The sequence below is a fragment of the Pseudomonas sp. LBUM1649 genome (assembly GCF_059716155.1).
Window position 1 is genome coordinate 483,939 of sequence record NZ_CP166807.1, and the last position, 24,923, is coordinate 508,861.

18 protein-coding genes are annotated in these 24,923 nt (G+C 59.5%); 13 read left to right on the top strand and 5 right to left on the bottom strand.

Features of this window, described 5'->3' with window-relative positions:
- Positions 1–258 precede the first annotated feature (258 nt).
- From ACA058_RS02150 to ACA058_RS02165, 4 genes are all read left to right on the top strand, one after another.
- Complete coding sequence (locus tag ACA058_RS02150) at positions 259–588, top strand: hypothetical protein (protein WP_497637635.1); 330 nt, start codon at positions 259–261, stop codon at positions 586–588.
- 258 nt (positions 589–846) lie between these two features.
- Positions 847–2,271: a PAAR domain-containing protein gene (locus ACA058_RS02155; protein ID WP_497637636.1), complete on the top strand. Its 1,425-nt coding sequence runs from the start codon at positions 847–849 to the stop codon at positions 2,269–2,271.
- A 734-nt stretch (positions 2,272–3,005) separates the two neighbouring features.
- The gene (locus ACA058_RS02160; protein ID WP_497637637.1) at positions 3,006–3,320 is read left to right on the top strand and encodes a hypothetical protein; all 315 of its coding nucleotides are present in this window, start codon (positions 3,006–3,008) and stop codon (positions 3,318–3,320) included.
- A 127-nt stretch (positions 3,321–3,447) separates the two neighbouring features.
- On the top strand, positions 3,448–4,284 hold the full coding sequence (locus ACA058_RS02165) for a 23S rRNA (adenine(2030)-N(6))-methyltransferase RlmJ (protein WP_497637638.1): 837 nt from the start codon (positions 3,448–3,450) through the stop codon (positions 4,282–4,284).
- A 126-nt stretch (positions 4,285–4,410) separates the two neighbouring features.
- On the opposite strand, the gene msrA is transcribed toward ACA058_RS02165, so the two are convergent.
- From msrA to aceE, 5 genes are all read right to left on the bottom strand, one after another.
- On the bottom strand, positions 4,411–5,058 hold the full coding sequence (gene msrA / locus ACA058_RS02170) for a peptide-methionine (S)-S-oxide reductase MsrA (RefSeq protein ID WP_497637639.1): 648 nt from the start codon (positions 5,056–5,058) through the stop codon (positions 4,411–4,413).
- Between the two features lie 62 nt (positions 5,059–5,120).
- Complete coding sequence (locus tag ACA058_RS02175; protein WP_497637640.1) at positions 5,121–7,814, bottom strand: putative bifunctional diguanylate cyclase/phosphodiesterase; 2,694 nt, start codon at positions 7,812–7,814, stop codon at positions 5,121–5,123.
- A gap of 188 nt (positions 7,815–8,002) precedes the next feature.
- Entirely contained in the window at positions 8,003–9,403 is a 1,401-nt protein-coding gene (locus tag ACA058_RS02180) for an alkaline phosphatase D family protein (protein WP_497639849.1), read from the bottom strand.
- A 257-nt stretch (positions 9,404–9,660) separates the two neighbouring features.
- Positions 9,661–11,601, bottom strand: coding sequence for a dihydrolipoyllysine-residue acetyltransferase (aceF, locus tag ACA058_RS02185; RefSeq protein WP_497637641.1), 1,941 nt, complete (start codon positions 11,599–11,601; stop codon positions 9,661–9,663).
- Positions 11,602–11,612: 11 nt separating this feature from the next.
- Positions 11,613–14,258 carry a pyruvate dehydrogenase (acetyl-transferring), homodimeric type gene (gene aceE / locus ACA058_RS02190; protein WP_497637642.1) on the bottom strand — a complete coding sequence of 882 codons (2,646 nt, stop codon included), beginning with the start codon at positions 14,256–14,258 and terminating at the stop codon, positions 11,613–11,615.
- A 72-nt stretch (positions 14,259–14,330) separates the two neighbouring features.
- Between aceE and ACA058_RS02195 the strand changes: the two genes are divergently transcribed.
- The 9 genes from ACA058_RS02195 to ACA058_RS02235 all read left to right on the top strand — a co-directional run bounded on the left by ACA058_RS02195 (position 14,331) and on the right by ACA058_RS02235 (position 24,835).
- A complete protein-coding gene (locus ACA058_RS02195) occupies positions 14,331–14,645 on the top strand; it encodes a hypothetical protein (protein WP_497637643.1) in 315 nt (104 codons plus the stop codon).
- The gene (glnE, locus tag ACA058_RS02200; RefSeq protein WP_497637644.1) at positions 14,642–17,578 is read left to right on the top strand and encodes a bifunctional [glutamate--ammonia ligase]-adenylyl-L-tyrosine phosphorylase/[glutamate--ammonia-ligase] adenylyltransferase; all 2,937 of its coding nucleotides are present in this window, start codon (positions 14,642–14,644) and stop codon (positions 17,576–17,578) included. Before ACA058_RS02195 ends, glnE begins: the two co-directional genes overlap by 4 nt.
- A 297-nt stretch (positions 17,579–17,875) precedes the next feature.
- Positions 17,876–18,910, top strand: a complete 1,035-nt coding sequence (gene waaF, locus ACA058_RS02205) for a lipopolysaccharide heptosyltransferase II (protein WP_497637645.1) — start codon at positions 17,876–17,878, stop codon at positions 18,908–18,910.
- Between the two features lies 1 nt (position 18,911).
- Positions 18,912–19,973, top strand: a complete 1,062-nt coding sequence (waaC, locus tag ACA058_RS02210) for a lipopolysaccharide heptosyltransferase I (RefSeq protein WP_497637646.1) — start codon at positions 18,912–18,914, stop codon at positions 19,971–19,973.
- Positions 19,973–21,094 carry a glycosyltransferase family 4 protein gene (locus ACA058_RS02215; protein WP_497637647.1) on the top strand — a complete coding sequence of 374 codons (1,122 nt, stop codon included), beginning with the start codon at positions 19,973–19,975 and terminating at the stop codon, positions 21,092–21,094. The genes waaC and ACA058_RS02215 overlap by 1 nt, the downstream gene beginning before the upstream one ends.
- Positions 21,095–21,901, top strand: coding sequence for a lipopolysaccharide core heptose(I) kinase RfaP (rfaP, locus tag ACA058_RS02220; protein WP_497637648.1), 807 nt, complete (start codon positions 21,095–21,097; stop codon positions 21,899–21,901).
- Positions 21,901–22,635, top strand: a complete 735-nt coding sequence (locus tag ACA058_RS02225) for a lipopolysaccharide kinase InaA family protein (RefSeq protein ID WP_497637649.1) — start codon at positions 21,901–21,903, stop codon at positions 22,633–22,635. The genes rfaP and ACA058_RS02225 overlap by 1 nt, the downstream gene beginning before the upstream one ends.
- Positions 22,632–23,384 (top strand): lipopolysaccharide kinase InaA family protein, encoded by a 753-nt coding sequence (locus ACA058_RS02230; RefSeq protein WP_497637650.1) that lies wholly within the window; start codon positions 22,632–22,634, stop codon positions 23,382–23,384. The genes ACA058_RS02225 and ACA058_RS02230 overlap by 4 nt, the downstream gene beginning before the upstream one ends.
- Positions 23,384–24,835, top strand: coding sequence for a lipopolysaccharide kinase InaA family protein (locus ACA058_RS02235; protein WP_497637651.1), 1,452 nt, complete (start codon positions 23,384–23,386; stop codon positions 24,833–24,835). The genes ACA058_RS02230 and ACA058_RS02235 overlap by 1 nt, the downstream gene beginning before the upstream one ends.
- The last annotated feature ends 88 nt before the right edge of the window (positions 24,836–24,923 follow it).

Consider the following 24,923-nt stretch of genomic DNA (forward strand, 5'->3'; position numbering starts at 1 on the left):
TTTCATGGATAGTCTTTGGTGGTCACTGACTATTCAGTGGAGGGGTGTAGGAACCCGTTAAGACCATGAAACGCTTTGGCGTCGACACTGATTTGCGGCCACTAACGTGCCCCCGTAAGATCTGTTGCGGCGGCTGTGCGCGGGCACGCTTTGGCGTGGTCGAGTTCTCTGGTCTCGATATTCCTACCCCGCGTATGGCTGCCACCCAAGCCTGTAGGAAGGCCGATGGTAGCCCCGCTTCTACCAGAAGTTAAAAAAATGAAAACAGTTCATCCCGATCCACCCTACGAAAAGCCGATCCCTCATCCTGACAACCGATTCATGGCATTGACCAGCAACTGCACCGACATGCCTACCCTGTTTATCGACACCTACGCGCCACTCGACATCCTTGCCGACGCCGCCCACTACAGAATCCGCGCCGTTACCCAAGTGCTTGAGAACTTGTCGATGCGCGGATCGATCGAGTGCGAGTCCTTCATCCTCAGCGATTTTGCCTTGCTCTGCGCCATTCCGTTGCGCGATGGCTGTGACGTGCTGGATGTGGTTGGGCGGCGGTTGCGGGCGCGGCCTTCAGCGGGGGCGTAGGCGAACTCTCCCAATCTCTAACGGCTCGCAGCCTTAAGGTACGGGCCGTTTTTTCTTCAGGCATTGGCCCTTATCTCCAGCTTCGTGGCCTTTTTCTGTACTGCTCGTGGGACATTTCCTGTTTTGCTCGGGCGCCTTGAATTCTCTGTGTATGCACGTACTTTGCACTAACCCAGCTCATTTTCGAGTGAGGTAACTCATCGTTAACAGTGGCGCGCTTCCCACGGCTGGGAGGCCAGTCGAGAGGGAGATCAAGGCATGGCTACCGGGTATTACATTGGGCCGGGCGATAAAACCACTTGCGGTGGTGCGGTTCTGGGTGGGGACGATGTCAGCTTCAGTTTGTTCGGCCTCGTTCATGTCTACGAAGGAGACTTGGTCACCTGCGGTGAAAACGATGAGAGTTATCAGATCCACGGAGGGGTTTCTCACGTCCTCAACAACGGCAGGCGCGTTGCGGGCACACTTGACAGCTTCAGCGGTTGCCCCTGTAAAGCCCAACTGATTCCCTCGAACTTCGAGGGCAGTTATGTGAATGACCCACCTATCGCGAAATCTGCCAAGACATTCACTCAGCCAGTCACAACCGCACCATCGCCGACAGCCAGCAACATTACGACGCCGCACCCATCTGGCTTTACGTCAGCGACAAACGCTCCTGCTGCGCCACGGTTCACCGGTCTCGACGCCCAGGAACCAGGCTTCTACATCGTGCCCAAGAGCACCACCCGCGAACAGCTCGAAGCCTCCTTGTTCACCCTGCGTGACCCGGCGGTGATGGGCAAATTCAAGCTGCTCAATCCTAACCTGCGCGACGTCAAAGCCGGCTCGATGATCGTGCTGAGCGACCCCAACAACTACCAGTGCACCCGTGAAGAAGCCTTGCTCATGGACGTGGCGGCCAGGACCAACCAAATACTTGAAACGCTTAGCCCGGAAGAAGCGGATTTCATGGTGCAGCACCGTGATGCCATCCAGACTTTCTTGGGCCATGGCTCGACCGCAATCGGCGTCGGCGCAAGTATTCTCAAAAATAATCTGGATAACGTTAGCGAAACCCTGAAAAAAATCGAAGCGTTGCATCAGCATTCATTCCTACGCGATGGTCATCTGAGTTCATCGACGTTTCTGACGGAACGCCAAAAGCTGCTCGCAACACTCGATATTCACCTGACAAGCCTGACGCGCAAAGGTATCGGCTTCCCCGACCACCCCAATTTGAATCGTGCAATGTTCCTTTCTCCTCCCACTCTGGTTCATCGCTGGACAGAAGCCGGCGGCGTAGGGCAGATGCCGGGATACGCCACTCATCTAGAGGGTGTGGCCAAGGCTTCCAAATACCTCAAGTACGGCGGCTGGGTCGGGACGGCCGTTGGTGGTGGGGCATCTGCCCTCAAGGTTCAGGATGTGTGTTCCGCGGGAAATACCGAAGCTTGCGAGCGAGTCAAGTTCACTGAGGCGGGAAGCTTTGCTGGAGGTCTTGCCGGTGGCTGGGCCTCCGGTATTGTGTTGACTGCCCCTATAGTTGGAGGGCTCTGCGTGGGCCTTGGTGGCCTTAGCAGAGGTTTATCAGTATTGGCTTGTGGAATTTTGGTGGCTGGAGGAGCGTCCTTTTCTGCAGGTCAAGTGGGTGAAAAAGTCGGTGAAAATATTGCTGAGAAAATTTATGAGTCAGTGAAGTGACTTTGAGCACTGCTGATAAATTATTTCTTGCAGTCGGACTGATTGACTTCGGAGGGCTCATCGCGTGCATTGGATTTTCACTGTACTTGGCTCATACAAAAATGAAGGTTTTGCTGGGTTATTTTCACAATAGCCCTGCCGTTATAACTCTTGCACATCTAAGCTGCGGTGGGCCGTGGGGGAAATTAATGGTGGTAGGGGGAATCTCCGGGTTTGTGACATTCCCCGATTTCTACATTAAACGAGGTCGTATCAGTGCCGACGATATAAGAAGTCTACCTTCATCACTAAGATGTAGGCTGATTGTATTGCAGTGGTCTGTAATCGTCCTGCTATTGATTATGTTCTGCCTCGCAGCGTTGGTTGAAATGGAGATTTTTTAATCGGCCTCTGCAGTTTCCAGCGACTGCAGAGGGCGCTGCATTCCAGTGGGGGGCTTGTGCTGGATTGGGAATTAATTCCAAAAAAACCTAGTCTCCCTCCCATGCACCGTACCAGCACTTGCGCGTCAGCGCGACACCCAGAAGTACTGCGATGACGCGTAAGGTCCGTACAACCCTTCTATATGAATAGATGAATCGTGGATAAATGAAGCCTAGAGTAAAGCAATGTAAAAAATGTGGAGAGTTGGATGAAGACGGCTTGTCGCGAATAGAAGGGGGCGTTGTCTTTCATGCAGGATTAAAATATACGATGCAGGAAACTTCAATATTTTGAAGGAGGCGCCACTACGATTGAAACTACTGCTTGGTGGTGCTTCTTTGCTTTTTTTAGCACTTTCAATTTATGCGATTTCTAATCAGCATCTTGTGTTGCCCGGCGGCCCTCGTGGTCGGGATTGGCGGGTAGAATTTTCAGGGCTTGGAGCTCTGGTGCCAGCGTTTTCTTTGATATTATTTTCAGTTAGTTTTCTATCTTTAATTGTTTCCAATTATCTTCATAATCCTAATGAAAAAACATATAAAAAAATAATAAAAAACTGCTTTTACGCCGGTTGGGTTTTGTATTTTATTTCGATATTCTTTTTTGGAAAAGAATATCGCAGATAACGGCTCGCGACTTACAAATACCTCGAAAGTCTTACAGGAGGAGGCGGGGCGGGTTCGCCACTCGGCCGCGAGGCCCTGACTTGCCGCCCAGTAAAAGGTAAACTTGCCGGCCTTCGCAGGAGCAACCATGAATTATCGTCACGCCTTCCATGCCGGCAATCACGCCGATGTGTTCAAACACCTGACCTTGACCCGTCTCATCGCCCTGATGTCGCGCAAGGAGCAGCCGTTTGCTTATCTCGACACTCACGCCGGTATTGGTCTGTACGACCTTCAGGGCGATCAGGCCAGCCGGACCGGTGAGTACCTGGAAGGCATTGCGCGTTTGTGGGATCAGCCGGATTTGCCGATCCTGACAGCGGATTACATGCAGGTGCTGCACGAGATGAACCCGGATGGCCAGTTGCGCTATTACCCGGGGTCGCCGGAGTTGGCGCGGCGCCTGACTCGTCCGCAGGATCGGGTGTTGCTCAACGAGAAGCACCCGGAAGACGGTGTGTTGCTCAAGGACAACATGGCCGGTGATCGTCGGGTCAAGGTGCATCTTGGCGAAGGCTGGCATGTGCCGCGGGCGATGTTGCCGGTGCCGGAGAAGCGTGCGGTGATGTTGATCGACCCGCCATTCGAAAAACTCGACGAGATGCAGCGCTGCGCGGCGTCCTTGAAAGAGGCGGTTGGGCGGATGCGCCAGACCGTGGCGGCGATCTGGTATCCGGTGAAGGATCAGCGCGCGTTGCGTCGTTTCTATCAGGATCTGGCCGGTACCGGTGCGCCGAAGTTGTTGCGGGTAGAGTTGCTGGTGCATCCGCTGGATACGCCGAACAGCCTGAACGGCTCCGGTTTGGCCATTGCCAATCCGCCGTGGGGGCTGGAGGAAGAGTTGCGTGAGTTGCTGCCGTGGTTGTCCGAGAAGCTTGGGCAGACGCAGGGTGGGTGGCGGATGGATTGGTTGATTGCCGAATAAGGCGATGATCGTTCCCACGCTCTGCGTGGGAATGCCTCAACGGACGCTCCGCGTTCGGCTCTGGAGGGGACGCGGAGCGTCCTGGGCTGCATTCCCACGCAGAGCGTGGGAACGATCGGGCAGTGGTCAGATCGGGCAGGTCACGCCGGTACCGCCAATCCCGCAATAGCCTTCCGGGTTTTTCGCCAGGTACTGCTGGTGATACGCCTCGGCGAAGAAGAGCGTCGGCGCTTCGTCGATTTCAGTGGTGATGATGCCCTTGCCGGCCTTGGTCAGTTCGACCTGGAACACCTGGGCGCTCTTTTTCGCGGCTTCCAGCTGGGTCGGGTTGGTGGCGTAGATCACCGAGCGGTACTGAGTGCCGAGGTCATTGCCCTGGCGCATGCCCTGGGTCGGGTTGTGCAGTTCCCAGAACATCTTCAGCAGCGCTTCGTAGCTGACCTTTGCCGGCTCGTAGACCACCAGCACGACTTCGCTATGGCCGGTCAGGCCAGAGCAGACTTCTTCGTAAGTCGGGTTCGGGGTGAAGCCGCCAGCGTAACCCACGGCGGTGCTGACCACGCCTTCACGCTGCCAGAACCTGCGTTCCGCGCCCCAGAAGCAGCCAAGGCCGAAGATCGCGAAATCCACATCCATCGCGAACGGGCCCAGTAGCGGGGCGTCGTGGACGAAGTGTTTTTCCGGCACGGTCATGGGGGTTTCGCGGCCAGGCAGAGCTTGTTCTTTAGTAGGGAGCACGTTTTTGTTCACCAGAATTTCCGAGCGCAGAACCATCGTCAGTCCTCTCAGTCGTTGGAATAATCAGAGATGCAGTTTGCCCGAGTGTTGACTCGCTGTCAGGCGATCGGGCCGCGCGGGTAGCGTTTGAGCTTGTCGATCAGGTCCAGGCCCGGGATTGGTTGGTCGAACAGGTAGCCTTGGCCAACGTCGCAACGGTGGCGACGCAGGAAGGCCAACTGCTCGGCCGTCTCGATGCCTTCAGCCACGACCTTGAGTTTCAGGTTGTGGGCCATGGCGATCACCGCGGAGGTGATTTCCATGTCGTCCTGGTTATCCGGGATTTCGTGAATGAAGCTTCGATCGATCTTGATGATATCGATGGGGAATTTTTTCAAGTAGCTGAGCGACGAGTAACCGGTGCCAAAGTCGTCCATCGCCAAGGTCAGGCCCAGGCGCTTGAGCTGGTCAAGCTGCTGGTGAGTGTCTTCGGTGGCTTCCAGTAGCAGGCCTTCGGTCAGTTCCAGCTCCAGCAGGCGCGACGGCAGCGCTTCCTCCTTGAGGATGTTGGCGATGGATGCCACCAGATCCGGGTCGGAGAACTGCTTGGGTGACAGGTTGATTGCCACCTGCAGATTGCCCAGGCCAGCGGCGGTCAGCGCTTTGCTCATGCGGCAGGCCTGGCGGGCGATCCATTTGCCAATCGGAATGATCAAGCCGGTTTCTTCCGCGACACTGATGAACTGGTCCGGGCGGATCATGCCTTTTTCCGGATGATTCCAGCGCAGCAGCGCTTCCATTCCCAGCAGGCGCCCACTGCGCAGGCAGAGCTTGGGTTGGTAGAACACGTCCAGTTCGTTCTGGGTCAGGGCTCGGCGCAGGTTGTTCTCGACGAACAGCTTGTAGCTGGCCTCGGCGTTCAGGGCTTCGGTGAAGACCTGCACCTGATGCTTGCCGTTGGCCTTGGCCTTGTGCAGGGCCAGCCCGGCGTTACGCATCAGGGTCTGCGGGTCGCGCCCATGTAAGGGGGCGCAGGCCAGGCCGACCGAACCGGTCACGCTGATCAGCTGGTTGTCGACGAACATCGGTTTGTCGAGGGTCGTGAGCAGTTGGCTGGCGACCTGCTGCCCGAGTTCAAGGCCCGTGTTGTCCAGCAAGACCGCGAACTCGTTGCTGGCAAACCGCGCCAGGCTGCCACCCGGGTTGAGGCTGTTGCGCAGGCGCCGGGCCAGGCTGATCAGCAGCTTGTCGCCGGTCTGATGGCCGAGGCTGTCGTTGATCCGCTTGAAGTTGTCGATGTCCACCAGCAACAGGCTGATAGGCGCGTCGCTGTCGCGGGCGAAGCGTTCATCGAGGTTGCGGATGAAGGCCGGGCGGTTGCCGAGGTTGGTCAGGTTATCGGTGTAGGCCAGGCGCTCGATGCGTTGCTGGGCGAGCTTGGTCTGCGTGATGTCTTCATAGATGCCGATGTAATGGGTCAGTTCGCGGTTGTCGCCATAGACCTTGGATATCGACAGTTGGCCCCAGTAGGGTTCGAGGTTTTTGCGCCGGCTCTTGAATTCGCCCTGCCAGCTGTTGCTCTTGGTCAGCGCGGAGGGCGCGTCGAACAGCAGTTCACTGAGGTTCTCCAGCGCCGGCAGTTGCGCCAGGCGCTGGCCGTGAACTTCTTCGGTGGTGTACTGGGTAATCGCCGTGAAGCTCGGGTTGACGTACTCCACGATGCCATCGCAATTGACCAGCAAAAAGGCGTTGGCGCTTTGCTCGACCGCACGCTGGAACAGATGAAGGGCGCTGGTGGCGGTGCGTCGATTGTGATTGCTGATGACCTGGGCGAACTGATCCGCCAGCTCGCCGGCGAAGGCGATTTCGTCCTGCTGCCAGGCGCGGGTCGCACCGGTTTGTTCCAGGCACAACACGCCGACCACCTGGCCGTCGACGCGAATGCTGGCATCGAGCATCGCGTTGACATCGCGCGGGCGCAGGCTTTCGGCCATTTCCCGGGTGCGTGGGTCGCGCATAGCGTTGTGGGCATCGATGGCGCGGCCGGTATGCAGAGCGTCGAGATAATCGGGGAAAACGCTGACGTCGATCGGCGCCGGCAGCAGGTAATCCTGGGTCGAGCGGTGGTAGGCCGAGATGGGCGCCAGCATCGAGCCTTCCAGGTGCCACAGGCTGGCGCAGTCGATCTGGTAAATCTCGCAGGCGCTGCGCGTGATCAGTTCGGCGGCTTCCCGCAGGGAGTTGTTGCTGCTGTAGCGCTGGCGGGTCAGCAGCAGGATCAGGTCCTGCTGAGCACGCACCCGGTCCAGATGCTGCAGTTGTTCCTGCTGGGCGCGCTGATTGAGCTCCAGGGCGATCTGCAGGCGCGAGTTCTGGGTTTCGAGATCCAGCGCCGGTAGCAGCGGGTCATCCTCGAACAGGCCGTCTATGACCAGCAGGTAACCGCGCAGCAGGTGTCGATTGTGTTGTTTGTAGGCTTCGCCCAGTTCCAGCAGGTTCAGCGAGCCAGAGGCGGTGTGCAGGATGTAGCGGATCAGATAGTGGGTGCTCCCGCTCAACTGCGCCTGAATCGCATCATGCAGCTGATAGCGTGCTTCCGGCTCCATCAGGCTGGCGTAGGGCGAGCCGACCAGGCCGCACAGTTCCATGGCCGGCAGGCCGAACTGGCGTTCGCAATTGGGATCGAGAAACAGCAGCGCCCAGCTTGGTTCATTCAGCCGTTCGAAACGCAGCATGCCGAGCCGCGAGGGCACAGGCAACTGCGTCACTACCTCGGCCACCATACGGCTGGCGGCATCGGGTTGGCTTTTCATGGAGGGAAACTCGCTTCGAATATGCTGATCGCGCCGGGCTCTCGCCCTCTTTACTGTTGCCTGCGGCAAGGTTGCATCATTGCGACACTGACTGACAAGAGAGATGAAGGCCAAGTGCTATAAGAATATGTCGGCCGCAGCGAAGATTTCTCCAGTCAACTGCAAAAAGTAATGCTGTTTACCTAACGTCAGCCCTGGCGCAATTTTATATTGATCGATTGCAACAGGCTGCCCTCCCGATCGTGATAACGCACCTGGACCTGTTCGGAATCGACAATCAGGTGTGCGAAGTTGTCCTGGCTGATCACCGTGCTCGTCAGTTCGTGTCGATAATCGCCAGCAGCCGTCCGGGCCAGGGGTTGATCGAGGATGAAGGTGGAGGCTTTGGCGTAGGGCAGCAGTCGGCTGTTGCACAGCGGCGAGGAGACGATGGTGTGGATTTCGAAGTCCGGGTCCCCGCTGTGGGTCAACCGACTGGTCAGGGAACCGTGGACATCGCCGGATATGAAGAAGACATTCTTGATGCCGTGCGAACGAATGGTTTCCAGCAGCCGTAGTCGTTGTTCGGGAAAGCCTTGCCAGGCGTCATCGCCCTGGCGTTTGCTGTCGGGGTAGAACATGACGCTGGTGACCACGAATTTAACTCGGGCCGAACTGTTGATCAGCCATGCACACAAGGCTTGCTCCTGCTCGATATCAAGAATGCGTCGGTCGCTGGCTGCAAGATGGCGTCGGGTCCGGCTGTCGGTGACAAACCACTCGATATCGCCGTCGGTGAACAGGTACCAATATTTGTCCAGCTTCTTATCGACTTGCCCATCGACGCAGAGTTCGTGTGCCGGGCCATGGCTGGCCTGGTACAGCTCATAGGCGTTTATCGCATTGGCATATAGAAAGTCATCGGACTTGTTTCTGTTGGCTGGCCAATTGTCTTCGATCTCATGATCATCGAGGATCATATAAGTTGGTAGGGCCGACATTAACTTTGCAATGTTTGGCTGAGAAAAGGCCACTCGATACTTGAGAAGAATATCCTTGAGCTCGCGGTCCGGTGCAATGAGGTTCAAATCATCGACGTAGATCTGGTCACCGGTCATCAACATGGCGCTGACAGGCGGATCGGCCTGCTCGGCCAGGCTTGCTATTGTCGCGAACATCCTGTCACCCAAATGCGGTTCGGCGGCAATGCCTGCGGTGAGGCGTAGATAGCGGCAAGAACCCACGACATAGGCCCTTGGTTGTCTGGCCTGGTTTGAGCGGGTACGCAGGCGATGGATCTGCCGTGGCCATTGCAAGGGCAGGTCCTGCATTGCCTCGGCAGAGCGCATAGGCTGCATCGCGCTGAACCAACCTGCCTGATATTCATGCACGGTGTCGGCAGCCAGGTCGTTGAGAACCAGGACGGCAGACATGTCGCGGGCTTTCTCGAGTTCAGCGAAAATTCCGTTTGACCAGTTCTCGTCACCGAGCTGCCGATAGCGAATGCCGGCGAATGCATGGGCGTCTTTATTTGATTCTCCACGCAAAAAAATACGTGCATGGTTAGTTGTGGTGTGGCCAATGATTGGCCCGACAGTTGGTCTGAACATATTCGAATCCATTCGGCTTTAATCAATCGGCTTTAAATGGCCTTGCAGGCAAGGCTAGTTATTTGGCCTTGAAAAATACCGGGCTGAAATGGATTCGACTTGTGGGGGATATCAGCCACAAATGTAGGAAGGCATCTGTTGAGGTAAAAACTGTGGGCAAAAAAAGCCCCGCCAAATTGGCGGGGTTGAGGTACGAGCGTGGCGCTCGGAAAACATGAAACGCGACAGGCCCTCCCGCGAAGGAGGGCCGGCCGGTGTTACAGCAGGATGGTGCGGATGTCCGCCAGCAGGTCGCTCAGACGCTTGGTGAAGCGTGCAGCAGCGGCGCCGTTGATCACACGGTGATCGTAGGACAAGGACAGCGGCAGCATCAGTTTCGGCTGGAAGGCTTTGCCGTCCCAGACTGGCTGGATGGTTGCCTTGGAAACACCGAGGATCGCCACTTCCGGCGCGTTGACGATCGGCGTGAAACCGGTGCCGCCAATGTGACCGAGGCTGGAAATGGTGAAGCAGGCGCCTTGCATGTCGTCAGCAGTAAGCTTTTTGTCGCGCGCCTTGGCAGCCAACGCAGCAGCCTCAGCCGCAAGCTGCAGCAGGCTCTTCTGGTCGACATTCTTGATGACCGGTACCAGCAGGCCTTCAGGGGTGTCGACCGCGAAACCGATGTTCACGTACTTCTTGCGGATGATCGCTTTGCCGCTTGGTGCCAGCGAACTGTTGAAGTCCGGCAGCTCCTTGAGCAAGTGCGCGCAGGACTTGAGCAGCAGCGGCAGGATGGTCAGCTTGACGCCAGCCTTCTCCGCAACAGCTTTCTGAGCGATACGGAACGCTTCCAGCTCGGTGATATCAGCCGAGTCGAACTGAGTCACGTGCGGAATGTTCAGCCAGCTGCGATGCAGACTCGACGCGCCGATTTGCATCAGGCGGGTCATCGGCACTTCTTCGATTTCACCGAAGCGGCTGAAGTCTACGACCGGAATCGGCGGGATGCCCGCGCCACCGGTTGCGCCAGCAGCAGCGGCCGGTGCTTCCTTGGCCTTCTGCATCATGGCCTTGACGTAAACCTGCACGTCTTCTTTCAGGATGCGACCGTGCGGACCGCTGGCGCCGACAGCGCTCAGCTCGACGCCGAATTCACGGGCCAGTTGGCGCACGGCCGGGCCTGCGTGAACCTTGGCGCCAGGCTTGGCAGGTGCAGCAGCCGGAGCGGCAACAACGGGTGCGGCGGCAGCAGGAGCCGCAGCGGCTGGCGCAGGAGCGCTCGCAGCAGCGGCAGCAGGTGCCGGGGCAGCAGCAGGAGCCGCGCCTTTGACTTTCAGCTTGAGGATCAGGTCGCCGGTACCGACTTCGTCGTCCAGCTTGACGGAAACGCTTTCCACCACGCCAGCGGCAGGCGATGGAATTTCCATGCTCGCCTTGTCGGATTCCAGGGTGATCAGCGACTGGTCGGCTTCAACGCTGTCGCCGGCCTTGACCAGGACTTCGATGATCTTGGCCTTGCCTGCCGAACCGATATCCGGAACGTGGATGTCCTGAACGCTATCGGCTACCGGTGCAGCAGGAGCAGCGGCCGGGGCTGCAGCCTGAGCAGGAGCAGCGGCGGCAGCCGGTGCCGCAGCACCCGCCACTTCCAGGTCCAGAATCAGGTCGCCAGTGCCGACTTCGTCGTTGAGCTTGACGCTGATGGCCTTGACCACGCCAGCGGCAGGCGACGGGATTTCCATGCTGGCCTTGTCGGATTCCAGGGTGATCAGCGACTGATCAGCCGCGACGGTGTCGCCGACCTTGACTTGGATCTCGATGATCTGGGCCTTGCCCGACGAACCGATGTCCGGCACGTGCACTTGCTGAACCGAAGCGGCTGCAGGCGCAGCAGCAGGAGCGGTCGGCGCTGGTGCAGCGGCCGGTTTCTCTTCAGCTTTGGCAGCAGGCGCAGCGGCAGCCGCAGGGGCTGCAGCAGCGGCACCTTCAACTTCCAGCTCCAGCAACTCGTCGCCTTCTTTCAGGCGATCGCCCAGCTTCACTTTCAGGCTCTTGACGATACCGGCCTTCGGCGCAGGCACTTCCATGCTCGCCTTGTCCGATTCCAGCGTCAGGATGCTCTGGTCGGCTTCGATACGGTCACCGACCTTTACAAACAGTTCAATTACTTCACCTTCACCGCTGCCGATGTCAGGTACGCGAATGAGTTCGCTCACAGAATCTCTCCTCAGCAGTCCAGTGGGTTGAGTTTTTCCGGGTTGATACCGAACTTGGCAATGGCTTCAGCCACAACCTTAGGTTCGATGTCACCACGGTCAGCCAGTGCTTCCAGGGCTGCCAACACCACGAAATGACGGTCGACTTCGAAGAAATGACGCAGTTTCTTGCGGCTGTCGCTGCGGCCGAAACCGTCGGTGCCCAGGACTTTGAATTCCTTGGACGGTACCCACTGACGGATCTGCTCGGCGAACAGTTTCATGTAGTCGGTAGAGGCAATGACCGGACCTTGACGGCCGTTCAGGCACTCTTCCACATAGCTCAGCTTAGGCTTCTGGCCAGGGTGCAGACGGTTGGTGCGCTCGACGGCCAGACCATCGCGACGCAGTTCGTTGAAGCTGGTAACGCTCCACACGTCGGCGCCGACGTTGAACTGTTCACGCAGGATCTTCGCTGCTTCACGGACTTCACGCAGGATGGTGCCGGAGCCCATCAGCTGAACGTGGTGCGCCGCTTCGCGGGTGTCTTCCTCGAGCAGGTACATGCCTTTCTTGATGCCTTCTTCGGCACCGGCCGGCATGGCTGGCTGCTGGTAGGACTCGTTCATCACGGTGATGTAGTAGAAGACGTCCTGTTGCTCTTCGGTCATCTTCTTCATGCCGTCCTGGATGATCACCGCCAGCTCGTAGCCGTAGGTTGGATCGTAGGTGCGGCAGTTCGGGATGGTCGCAGCCAGCAGGTGGCTGTGACCGTCTTCGTGTTGCAGGCCTTCACCGTTCAGGGTGGTACGGCCGGCGGTGCCGCCGATCAGGAAGCCACGGGTACGGCTGTCGCCGGCGGCCCAGGCGAGGTCGCCGATACGCTGGAAGCCGAACATCGAGTAGAAGATGTAGAACGGCAGCATTGGCTGGTTGTGGCTGGAGTACGAAGTACCGGCAGCGATGAAGGAGCTCATGGCGCCCGCTTCGTTGATGCCTTCTTCGAGGATCTGGCCCTTCTTGTCTTCCTTGTAGAACATCACCTGGTCTTTATCGACTGGCTCGTAGAGCTGGCCGACGGACGAGTAGATGCCCAACTGACGGAACATGCCTTCCATACCGAAGGTACGGGCTTCGTCCGGGATGATCGGCACGATGCGCGAGCCGATTTCCTTGTCCTTGACCAGCTGCGCGAGGATCCGCACGAAGGCCATGGTGGTGGAGATTTCACGGTCGCCCGAGCCGTCCAGGATAGCCTTGAGGGTATCGAGTGGCGGTGTCGGGATGTCGAAGCTCTTGGCGCGACGCTGTGGTACGAAACCGCCCAGTGCAGTGCGGCGCTCGCTCAGGTAGCGGGCTTCGGCGCTGTTTGGCTCCGGCTTGAAGAACGGCAGGTTTTCCAGTTCTTCGTCCTTGACCGGGATGTCGAAGCGATCGCGGAACAACTTCAGGCTGTCGACATCGACTTTCTTGGTGTTGTGCGCAGTGTTCTTCGCTTCGCCGGCACCAGTGCCATAACCCTTGATGGTCTTGGCCAGGATGACGGTGGGTTGTTCTTTGTGGTTGACCGCTTCGTGGTACGCCGCGTAGACCTTGTACGGGTCGTGGCCGCCACGGTTGAGTTTCCAGATTTCGTCGTCGGACAGATCGGCAACCATCGCCTTGAGTTCTGGCGAGTTGAAGAAATGTTCACGTACGAACGCGCCGTCTTTGGCTTTGTAGTTCTGGTACTCGCCGTCGATGACTTCGTCCATGCGACGTTGCAGGATGCCGTCGACGTCCTTGGCCAACAGTGGGTCCCAGAAACGGCCCCAGATGACTTTGGTCACGTTCCACTGAGCACCGCGGAACACGCCTTCGAGTTCCTGGATGATCTTGCCGTTGCCGCGAACCGGGCCGTCGAGGCGCTGCAGGTTGCAGTTGATGACGAAGATCAGGTTGTCGAGCTTTTCGCGGCCAGCCAGCGAGATCGCGCCCAGGGATTCCGGCTCGTCGCACTCGCCGTCGCCCAGGAAGCACCAGACTTTCTGCTTGCCTTCCGGAATGAAACCGCGGGCTTCCAGGTACTTCATGAAGCGTGCCTGGTAGATTGCCTGGATCGGACCCAGACCCATGGATACAGTCGGGAACTGCCAGAAATCAGGCATCAGCCAAGGGTGCGGATAGGACGACAAGCCCTGGCCGTCGACTTCCTGGCGGAAGTTGTTCATCTGGTCTTCGGTGATGCGGCCTTCCATGAATGCACGGGCGTAGACGCCTGGCGAGGTGTGGCCCTGGAAGTAGATCAGGTCGCCGCCGTGTTCGTCGGTCGGGGCCTGGAAGAAGTAGTTGAAGCCGATGTCATACAGGGTCGCGCTGGAAGCGAAGCTGGAGATGTGACCGCCGAGGTCAGAATCTTTCAGGTTCGTACGCATTACCATGGCCATCGCGTTCCAGCGTACCAGCGAGCGAATGCGGCGTTCCATGAACAGGTCGCCAGGCATGCGTGCTTCGTGGGTAACCGGGATGGTGTTGCGGTAAGGCGTGGTGATGGCGTAAGGCAACTGCGAACCGCTGCGGGTTGCGAGTTCGCCCATACGGGTCATCAGATAGTGAGCACGGTCTTCGCCTTCTTTGTCGAGAACCGATTCCAGGGCGTCCAGCCATTCCTGGGTTTCGACGGGATCGAGGTCTTGCATGGCTTGCTCCAGGGCGGAAAGGCTACCAGAATCGGTTGCCTGAGTTAGCGACTGGCCTTGTGGGCAGACGTTATGAATTCTTGGATTGCCGATAGGTTGTTCCGGCGGCGTGTAGTTTTACTACAAATCATCCGGCATTTCAGCCTTGCTAATGTATATACGAGTAGTAAAACTACAGATGAGCGGCTTGTGGCCCCCGGCTGCGTTGTGAGAATAATCGTTAAGGTTGGTCTTTTATCAACCGAAAAAGGTGAAAGCTTGATGTTGGCTGCCAATAAGAAAGAATTTTCAGCTATTTCTAACTTTTGTTCGACACTCCTTCAGGTAGTGGGTTTGCGAGATTCACTACATGCAGCCCGTTACACGCCGATCAAGGATAGACCATGAGCCTGCCTCCGCTTGCCGACCTGCCCGCCATTCTCTTGCCGTTTGTCACCCGCGCCGAGCAGTCGTTCCGCGCCGCCGTCACCGCGTTGGACGATGACCACGGGCTGTCCACCTGGACCCCTGAACGCTGGGCGCAATTTGCTCGCGTCACCGCGGCCAGCGACTTCGTCATTGAACAAAGTGTGCGTGATCCACTGCTGTTGTTGGCGCTGGTGCAGTCCGGCGAACTCGACCGAAGCTTCGCCCCTGGTGAGATGTGCGCGCAGATTGCCGCCGCCGTGAGCGCCGCCGAGACCGATGAACAACTCGGCCGGGCATTGCGCCGTCAACGGGCGCGCCACCAGGTGCGAATCATCTGGCGTGACCTGACCCGCCAGGCCGATCTGGTCCAGACTTGCCGCGACCTTTCGGACATGGCCGATGCCAGCATCGATCAGGCCTATCAATGGTTGTACGCGCGGCATTGCCAGCAGTTTGGCGTGCCGACCGGCCGGCGCAGCGGCGAGCCGCAGCAGATGGTTGTCCTCGGCATGGGCAAACTGGGTGCTATGGAACTCAATCTGTCGTCGGACATCGACCTGATTTTCGCCTACCCCGAGGGTGGCGAAACCGTCGGCGTGAAACGCTCGCTGGATAACCAGGAATTTTTCATTCGTCTCGGCCAGCGCCTGATCAAGGCCCTGGACCCGATGACCGTCGACGGTTTCGTGTTTCGCGTCGACATGCGCCTGCGCCCTTATGGTTCGTCGGGTGCGCTGGTGTTGAGTTTCAACGCGCTGGAGCAGTACTACCAGGACCAGGGTCGCGACTGGGAGCGCTACGCGATGATCAAGTCGCGAGTGGTGGCCGGCGATCAAGTGGCTGGGGCGCAACTGCAAGAGATGCTGCGACCGTTCGTTTACCGACGCTATCTGGACTTTTCGGCCATCGAAGCGCTGCGCACCATGAAGCAACTGATCCAGCAGGAAGTGCGGCGCAAGGGCATGGCCGACAACATCAAGCTCGGCTCCGGCGGTATCCGTGAGGTGGAGTTTATCGCCCAGGCTTTCCAACTGATTCACGGTGGTCGCGACTTGAGTCTGCAACAGCGTCCATTATTAAAAGTGCTGAGTACGCTGGAAGGTCAAGGTTACCTGCCGCCAGCGGTGATCAATGAACTGCGCGAAGGCTACGAATTCCTGCGCTACACCGAACATGCGATCCAGGCGATTGCCGATCGCCAGACGCAAATGCTGCCGGACGGCGCACAGGATCAGGCGCGCATTGCCTTCATGCTGGGCTTCGCCGATTGGCCGGCGTTTCATGAGCGCCTGATGTACTGGCGCGGCCGTGTGGCCTGGCACTTCGCTCAGGTGATCGCCGATCCTGACGAGGAGCAGGGCGCCGAAAGCGAAGTGGTGGTCGGTGGTGAATGGCTGCCGCTGTGGGAAGAGGCACAGGATGAAGAAGCCGCCTGCAGACAGTTGCAAGAAGGCGGTTTCGCCGATGCCACCAAAGCCCTGAAAGCCTTGGCCAGCCTGCGCGGCAGCCCACAGTTGCGCGCCATGCAGCGCCTGGGGCGTGAGCGCCTCGATGCCTTTATTCCGCGCTTGCTGGCCCAGGCCGTGGAGCACGCCAGCCCGGATCTGGTGCTGGAACGGGTGCTGCCACTGGTGGAAGCGGTGGCCCGCCGTTCTGCGTATCTGGTTCTGCTGGCCGAAAACCCCGGCGCACTGCGACGCTTGCTGACCTTGTGCGCGGCGAGCCCGTGGATCGCCGAACAGATCACCCGCTTTCCGCTGCTGCTCGATGAGTTGCTCAACGAAGGCCGGCTGTTCAAGCCGCCGTTGGCACCGGAGCTGGCCGCCGAGTTGCGCGAGCGCCTGACCCGGATTCCCGAGGACGACCTCGAGCAGCAAATGGAAGCCTTGCGTCATTTCAAGCTGGCGCACCGCTTGCGGGTCGCCGCTTCGGAAATCGCCGGCAGCCTGCCGCTGATGAAAGTCAGCGATTACCTGACCTGGCTTGCCGAAGCGATTCTGGAGCAAGTGCTGGCCCTGGCCTGGCGGCAAACGGTCGCCAAGTACGGCACGCCGCTGCGCACCGACGGCACCTTGTGCGATCCCGGCTTCATCATTGTCGGTTATGGGAAAGTCGGTGGCCTGGAATTGGGGCATGGTTCGGATCTGGATCTGGTGTTCATCCATGATGGCGATCCACAGGCAGAAACCGACGGGCCGAAGTCGATCGACGGCGCGCAGTTTTTCACCCGGCTGGGGCAGCGGATCATTCACTTGCTGACGGCGCAGACCAACTCCGGTCAGCTCTATGAAGTCGACATGCGCCTACGCCCGTCCGGTGCATCCGGGCTGCTGGTGAGTTCGCTGGGGGCATTTGCCCGCTATCAGGAGAATGAAGCCTGGACCTGGGAGCATCAGGCGCTGGTCAGGGCGCGGGTGTTGGTCGGCAGCGAGGATGTCGGTCGGGCGTTCGAGCAGGTTCGTGCGGCGATCCTGGGCAAGGCGCGCGACCTGCCGACCCTGCGCCAGGAAGTCAGCGAGATGCGCGCCAAGATGCGCGATAACCTGGGCAGCAAGAGCACCGCGGCCGGCACCGGGGCAAACGCCTTCGAAGCCACGGCGCCCTTCGACCTCAAGCAGGACGCCGGAGGTATCGTCGATATTGAATTTATGGTGCAATACGCGGCCCTGGCGTGGTCCGAAACGCACCCGCCATTGCTGCGCTGGACGGACAACATCCGCATTCTGGAAGAGCTGGAGAAGGCCGGGCTGATGCCTGTCGAGGACGCCAGCCTGTTGCGTGAAGCTTATAAAGCCTACCGCTCCGCCGCCCACCGGCAGGCCTTGCAGAAGGATGCCGGGGTGATACCGGGCGACCAGTTCGCGGACGAACGGCGACAGGTCATGCGGATCTGGCGTGAGTTGGGGCTGTAGGAGCGAGTATGCTCCGGGCGGCGTTCCGACGATGGTCGTTAACGATAACTCGGCTAGTCTGATACCCCGCGGTGTTCTCAGGTTCATCGCGAGCAGGCTCGCTCCCACAGTAGATTTGCGGTGTTATGTAGATGTAGGCAGTACGAATAGACCATGTGGGAGCGGGCTTGCCCGCGATAGCGGAGTGACAGTCGACGATTATGTTGAAGGTGACGATCCCATCGCGAACAAGGTGCTCCCACAGTGATTCTCGAGGCGGGGAGGCATAAGCCTCCCCGGTTCGTTTATGGAAACCACATGAAAATTCTGATCGTTGGGCCCAGTTGGGTCGGTGACATGGTGATGGCGCAGACACTGTTTCAGTGTCTCAAGCAACGCCACCCGCAATGCGAAATCGACGTGCTGGCCCCCGAGTGGAGCCGGCCGATTCTTGAGCGCATGCCCGAAGTTCGCCAGGCCTTGAGCTTCCCGCTCGGCCACGGCGCACTGGAACTGGCGACGCGTCGGCGTATCGGCAAATCCCTGGCCGGACAGTACGACCAGGCGATCCTGTTGCCCAATTCCCTGAAGTCGGCACTGGTGCCGTTCTTTGCCGGCATCCCCAAGCGCACCGGCTGGCGTGGCGAGTTCCGCTACGGCCTGCTCAACGACGTGCGCACGCTGGATAAAGAACGTTACCCGTTGATGATCGAGCGCTTCATGGCCCTGGCCTACGAGCCGGGCGTTGAACTGCCGAAGCCTTACCCGCGCCCGAGCCTGCAGATCGACCCGGTGACTCGCGAGGCAGCATTGGCCAAGTTTGGTCTGGCCCTCGACCGCCCGGTGTTGGCCTTGTGCCCCGGTGCCGAGTTTGGCGAGTCCAAGCGCTGGCCGTCCGAGCATTATGCCAAGGTGGCCGAAGCGAAGATTCGCGAGGGCTGGCAAGTCTGGCTGTTCGGTTCGAAAAACGATCACGCCGTGGGTGAAGACATCCGTTCGCGGCTGATTCCCGGCTTGCGTGAAGAGTCGGTGAACCTCAGTGGCGGCACCTCGTTGGCCGAGGCCATCGATTTGATGTCCTGCGCCGATTCGGTGGTGTCCAACGACTCTGGCCTGATGCACGTTGCCGCCGCGCTGAACCGCCCGCTGGTGGCAGTCTACGGCTCGACGTCACCGGGCTTCACGCCACCGCTGGCCGAACATGTCGAGATCGTGCGCCTGGGCATCGAATGCAGCCCATGCTTCGACCGCACGTGCCGTTTCGGCCATTACAACTGCCTGCGTCAGCTGATGCCGCAGGCGGTGAACGAAGCCTTGCAGCGTTTGCAGGGCACTGTGGTCGAGGTCAAATAGTTTGCGGGTACTGCTGATCAAGACTTCATCGCTGGGCGACGTGATTCATGCGCTGCCGGCGCTGACCGACGCCTCGCGGGCCATCCCCGGCATCACGTTCGACTGGGTGGTGGAAGAAGGCTTCGCCGAAATTCCGACCTGGCACCCGGCGGTGGGCAAGGTGATTCCGGTGGCGATCCGTCGCTGGCGCAAGAACATCTGGCAGACCATCAAGAGTGGCGAGTGGAAGCGCTTCAAGCAAAGCGTTCGCGCCACCCAATACGATCTGGTCATCGATGCCCAGGGCCTGCTGAAAAGCGCTTTGCTGACCCGGTATGTGAAAGCCCCTGTGGCCGGACTCGACAAAAGTTCGGCGCGCGAACCTGTCGCCGCGCGTTTCTATAGCCGGCGCCTGGCGGTTGCCCGCGGCCAGCATGCGGTAGAGCGGGTGCGTCAGTTGTTCGCCATCGCTCTGGGTTATGACTTGCCCAAGGGCCTGGGCGACTACGGCCTGAGCGTCGAGCGCCTGGTGGAACTGCCGCGCAAGAATCCGTATGTGGTATTCCTGCATGGCACCACCTGGGACACCAAGCATTGGCCTGAAGCCTACTGGCGTGAGCTGACCGAACGCGTCGGTTATCTCGGGGTGGGCGTGAAACTGCCGTGGGGCAACGCGGCGGAGAAGGCCCGCGCCGAGCGCCTCGCTGCCGGCTTCAAACACGCCGAGGTATTGCCCAAGCTAAATCTGGCCGGGGTCGGCAAGGTGCTGGCTGGCGCGCAAGCCTGCGTGGCGGTGGACACCGGCCTCGGTCATCTGGCCGCGGCCCTTGATGTGCCGACGCTATCGCTGTTCGGCCCGACTAATCCGGGCCTGACCGGGGCCTACGGCAAGTCGCAGATTCACATGGCCAGCGATTTTCCCTGCGCGCCGTGCCTGCAAAAGAAATGCACTTATCAACCGACGGCCGAAGATGCCAATCGGTTTGACCTGAAACGCGAGTGGCCATTGTGCTTCACGCGTCTGAATCCCGAGCGTGTCGCGAGCCGACTGAGCACGTTATTACTGGCTGAGGAGCTGCGCTGATGCAATTGGCATTTGTCCTGTACAAATACTTTCCGTTTGGTGGCCTGCAGCGCGATTTCATGCGCATCGCCCTGGAGTGCCAGAAGCGCGGCCACCAGATCCGCGTCTACACGCTGATCTGGGAAGGCGAGGTGCCGCCAGGTTTTGAAGTGCTGGTGGCACCGGTCAAGGCATTCTTCAACCACCGGCGCAACGAAAAGCTCAGCGAGTGGATGGAAGCCGACCTGGCCAAGCGTCCGGTGGACCGCTTGATCGGCTTCAACAAGATGCCGGGCCTGGATGTCTACTACGCCGCTGACGGCTGTTTCGAAGACAAGGCGCAGAACCTGCGCAATTCGCTGTACCGGCGCTGGGGTCGCTACCGCCATTTCGCCGAGTACGAGCGCGCGGTATTCGCCAGGGACGCCAAGACTGAAGTGCTGATGATTTCCGAGGTCCAGCAACCGCTGTTCATCAAGCACTACGACACACCACTGGAGCGCTTCCACCTGCTGCCTCCGGGCATCGCCCAGGACCGTCGCCGCCCGGCGGATGCGGACGAGATTCGCGCCGGATTCCGCGCCGAGTTCAATCTGAAGGACGATGACTTGCTGCTGGTGCAGATCGGCTCCGGGTTCAAGACCAAAGGCGTGGATCGCAGTCTCAAGGCCTTGGCGGCATTGCCCGCTGATCTGAAGAAGCGCACCCGGCTGTTTGTAATTGGCCAGGACGACCCCAAGTTATTCCAGATGCAGAGCGCCACACTGGGGCTCGGCGACAACGTGACGTTCCTCAAGGGCCGCAGCGATATTCCGCGTTTCCTGTTGGGTGCCGATCTGTTGATCCACCCGGCCTATAACGAAAACACCGGCACCGTGCTGCTCGAAGCGCTGGTGGCCGGGTTGCCGGTGCTGGTGAGCGCGGTATGCGGGTACGCCCATTACATCGCCGAGGCCGATGCTGGCCTGGTGCTGGACGAGCCATTCGATCAAGCCCAGCTGACGCAATACCTGACTGGTATGTTGAGCGACGCTCAAGCAAGGGCGGCCTGGAGCCGCAATGGTGTGGCCTTCGCCGAGACGGCCGACCTCTACAGCATGCCGCAGCACGCGGCCGATGTGATTCTGGCGGAGCACGCATAAATGAAGTTGATGCTGGCTGAACCGTTCAAAAGCCTCTGGGCCGGACGCGACCCGTTCGCCGAAGTGGAGGGCTTGCAGGGTGAAGTGTACCGTGAGCTCGAAGCTCGCCGAACCTTGCGTACCGAGGTGAACGGCAACGGGTTTTTCGTGAAGATCCACCGTGGCATCGGCTGGGGCGAAATCTTCAAGAATCTGCTCACCGCCAAGCTGCCGGTCCTGGGGGCCGGCCAGGAGTGGAAGGCCATACAACGCCTGCAGGAAGTCGGCGTGCCGACCATGACCGCCGTCGCTTATGGCGAGAAGGGCGGCAATCCGGCGGACCAGCATTCGTTCATCGTCACCGAAGAACTGGCGCCGACGGTCAGTCTCGAAGATTACAGCATCAACTGGATCAAGCAGCCGCCCGAACCAAAACTCAAGCGTGCATTGATCGCCGAAGTGGCGCGCATGACCGGCATGATGCACCGTGCCGGGGTCAACCATCGAGACTGTTACATCTGCCACTTCCTGCTGCACACCGACAAGCCGGTGACCGCGGACGATTTCAAACTCTCGGTGATCGACCTGCATCGCGCCCACACCCGCCCGACGATCACCGCACGCTGGCGTAACAAGGATCTGGCGGCGCTGTATTTCTCCGCCCTGGATATCGGCCTGACCCGGCGCGACAAGCTGCGTTTCCTCAAAGGCTATTTCCAGCGGCCGCTGCGACAGATCTTGAGCGAAGAAGCCGGGCTTTTGAGTTGGCTCGAAGGCAAGGCCAACAAGCTTTACCAGCGTAAACAGCGATACGGAGACGCGCTCTGATGGCGGGTTGGAGACTGGAGCCCGCTTACAGCGATCTGGCAGAAGACTTCGGCAGCCTGGATACCGTGTTTGCGCTGCAAGGCGAGCGCCTGACCTGCGATCCGCTGTCGGAGGTCATTCGCGTCCAGCGCAATGGCGTCAACTATTACGTCAAGCGCTACGTGGGGGCTGGCAAAGGCTTGCGCCGCTACCTGGGAAAGCCACGGGTGAAAATGGAGTGGCAGAACCTCAAGCGCTTCGCCAAGTGGGGCATTCCCACCGCCGAGGTAGTGGCCTGGGGGCTGGAGCGTCGGGGTGCGGCCTATGATCGTGGGGCGATGATCACTCGCGAATTGCCACGTACAGAAGATTTGTCTGCACTGGCCGAGCGGCACGATGCGAAACTGGCGGACCGCGCCTGGGTTGATACCGTCAGCCGACAACTGGCCAGTTACACCCGCACGATGCACGAGCATCACTTTACCCATAACGATTTGAAGTGGCGCAACCTGCTGGTCGACGATCAGGCCCGACTGTTCCTGATCGACTGCCCCAACGGTGACTTCTGGAGCGGTTTCTGGCTCAAATACCGAATCACCAAGGACCTGGCCTGCCTGGACAAGGTCGCCAAGTATCAACTGTCGGCCACCCAGCGCCTGCGCTTTTACCTGCAATACCGCCAATGCAGCCGGCTCAATGCCGCCGATAAAAAGCGCATCCGGCACGTGGTGAGATTTTTCGAGGGACGCGAATGACTGATTTTCTGGCCGCTGAAGACCGTGCGCTGCTTGAGCGTCACGGCCTCGGCACTTTCGATGCGCTCTGGGCCCGGCAGCTCGATGCCGTGGACGAACCCAACACCCTGCGTGGTGGCTGGAGCAGCGTGTTTCGACTGGATCTGGAGGGTCAGGGGTTCTACCTCAAGCGTCAGAGCAACTACCAGATGCACACCTTGCACGCGCCCTTTGGCGAGCCGAGTTTTGCCCGGGAGTTTCGTAACATCAGCCACTATGAAAAACTCGGCATTCCGGCGCTGAAAGCGGTGTTCTTCGGTGAGCGCAAGGTCGACGGCGAAGTCCGGGCGATTCTCCTGACTCGCGCCCTGGACGGCTGGGATGACCTGGACTCGCTGCTGCAGCGTTGGTCGGACCTCGGCGAGGCGCAACATATCGCGATACTTCAAGCCTGCGGAAAACTGGCGCAGCGCCTGCACGGCAAGCGTCAGGTACATGGCTGTTTTTACCCCAAGCATATTTTCCTGTGCGCCACCGGTGACGGCTACCAGGCGCAACTGATCGATCTGGAAAAGACCCGGCCGCTACTGTTCGGTCAGCGGGATCGGGTCAAGGATCTGGAGCCGCTGTTGCGTCGGGCGCCGGAATGGAACGAGGCGCAGCTGCGCATTTTGCTGGCCGCCTATCTGGATCAGCCACAGGGCAGCACGCTGATCGATAGCTGGCTGACGCGCTTGACCGAGCGGCGCAGCCATAAGGAGACGCGCTGATGCGGTTGTCCGAACTGAGAAACGCTGGCCGTCACCCGAACCTGCCATTAAGTCTTTCACTGGCCGATGCTGCCGGGCCGGCGCAGTTGCAGTTGCTGACTCTGTTGCGGGTCTTGCCCGGACAGCGATATGTCGGTGCGGGTGTCTGGCGCGGCCGGCCAGTGCTGGCCAAGTTGCTGGTTGGCAGCAAGGCCGCGCGGCATTTCCAGCGCGAGCTGGATGGCGTGCGATTGCTCGCCGCCCAAGGCCTGACGACGCCGCTGCTGTTGGCTGACGGTCTGAAGGACGGCGAGGGTGGCTGGCTGCTGTTTGAATTCCTTGAAGGCGCCCACAGCCTGGGTGATGCCTGGCAGCAGGTGGAAGGCTTGCCGGTGCTGGCCGATGAGCATTCAGCCGTGCTGGCGCAAGCCTTGGGCGCAATCGGTCAAATGCATCGCAAAGGTTTGTGGCAGGAAGACCTGCACCTGGACAACCTGTTGCGCCAGGGCAATCGACTGTATTTGATCGATGGCGCCGGGATCTGCAGCGAAACGGCGGGCCAGCCACTCTCGCGCCAGAAGGTCCTGGAAAACCTCGGGGTGTTTTTCGCCCAGTTGCCCAAGTCGCTGGAACCGTTTACCGAAGAATTGCTGGTGTACTACCTACTGAGCAACGGCGAGCATGCCCTGCCCATGGAGGCGCTGCAGAAGCAGGTCGACAAGGTTCGCAACTGGCGCCTCAAGGACTTCCTGATCAAGGTCGGTCGCGAATGCACGCTGTTCAGCGTCCAGCGCGGTGCGTTCGGCCTGCGGGCGATCCGTCGCGAGGAAGAAGCGGCGATGCTTCCGGTATTGGCTCAAGCTGACGCATTGCTGGATCAGGGGCATCTCTACAAGACCGGCGGCGCGGCGAGCGTCGGCAAGGTCGAGGTGGACGGTCGTGCGCTGGTGATCAAGCGCTACAACATCAAGGGTTTTGCCCACTGGCTCAAGCGCTTCTGGCGCCCGAGCCGTGCCTGGCACTCCTGGCGCGAAGGCAACCGCCTGGCATTTCTCGGCATCGCCACGCCCAAGCCCCTGGCGGTGCTGGAGAAACGTTTTCTCTGGCTGCGCAGCCGTGCCTATCTGATCACCGAGCATCTGCCGGGGCCGGACATCATCGAGCGTTTCGCGCCGTACATTGATAGCGGCGATGCTCCTGAAGCCGAGTTGCGGGCGCTGGATGACCTGTTCGCCGAATTGATTGGTGAGCGCATCAGCCACGGCGACCTCAAGGGCCACAACCTGTTCTGGCAGCAGGACCGCTGGGCGCTGATCGATCTGGATTCGATGTGCCAGCACGGTTCGCTCGCCAGTTTCGCACCGGCGTATGCGCGGGATCGGGCGCGGTTCATGCGTAACTGGCCCGAGAGTAGTGCTCTCTATCAGGTCATCGATCTGCGTCTACCGAAAGATATCTCCAGCGCTGTCTGAATCCCTTCGCGAGCAGGCTCGCTCCCACACTGGTTCTACGTCGCGCACATATTTTGTGTGCGGCCAAGAACTCCTGTGGGAGCGAGCC

Coding starts and splice junctions, on each gene's coding strand:
- ACA058_RS02150 (WP_497637635.1), top strand. CDS start 259: ATGAAAACAGTTCATCCCGATCCACCCTACGAAAAGCCGATCCCTCAT.
- ACA058_RS02155 (WP_497637636.1), top strand. CDS start 847: ATGGCTACCGGGTATTACATTGGGCCGGGCGATAAAACCACTTGCGGT.
- ACA058_RS02165 (WP_497637638.1), top strand. CDS start 3,448: ATGAATTATCGTCACGCCTTCCATGCCGGCAATCACGCCGATGTGTTC.
- msrA (WP_497637639.1), bottom strand. CDS start 5,058: ATGGTTCTGCGCTCGGAAATTCTGGTGAACAAAAACGTGCTCCCTACT.
- ACA058_RS02175 (WP_497637640.1), bottom strand. CDS start 7,814: ATGAAAAGCCAACCCGATGCCGCCAGCCGTATGGTGGCCGAGGTAGTG.
- ACA058_RS02180 (WP_497639849.1), bottom strand. CDS start 9,403: ATGTTCAGACCAACTGTCGGGCCAATCATTGGCCACACCACAACTAAC.
- aceE (WP_497637642.1), bottom strand. CDS start 14,258: ATGCAAGACCTCGATCCCGTCGAAACCCAGGAATGGCTGGACGCCCTG.
- ACA058_RS02195 (WP_497637643.1), top strand. CDS start 14,331: ATGAATTCTTGGATTGCCGATAGGTTGTTCCGGCGGCGTGTAGTTTTA.
- glnE (WP_497637644.1), top strand. CDS start 14,642: ATGAGCCTGCCTCCGCTTGCCGACCTGCCCGCCATTCTCTTGCCGTTT.
- waaF (WP_497637645.1), top strand. CDS start 17,876: ATGAAAATTCTGATCGTTGGGCCCAGTTGGGTCGGTGACATGGTGATG.
- ACA058_RS02215 (WP_497637647.1), top strand. CDS start 19,973: ATGCAATTGGCATTTGTCCTGTACAAATACTTTCCGTTTGGTGGCCTG.
- rfaP (WP_497637648.1), top strand. CDS start 21,095: ATGAAGTTGATGCTGGCTGAACCGTTCAAAAGCCTCTGGGCCGGACGC.
- ACA058_RS02225 (WP_497637649.1), top strand. CDS start 21,901: ATGGCGGGTTGGAGACTGGAGCCCGCTTACAGCGATCTGGCAGAAGAC.
- ACA058_RS02230 (WP_497637650.1), top strand. CDS start 22,632: ATGACTGATTTTCTGGCCGCTGAAGACCGTGCGCTGCTTGAGCGTCAC.
- ACA058_RS02235 (WP_497637651.1), top strand. CDS start 23,384: ATGCGGTTGTCCGAACTGAGAAACGCTGGCCGTCACCCGAACCTGCCA.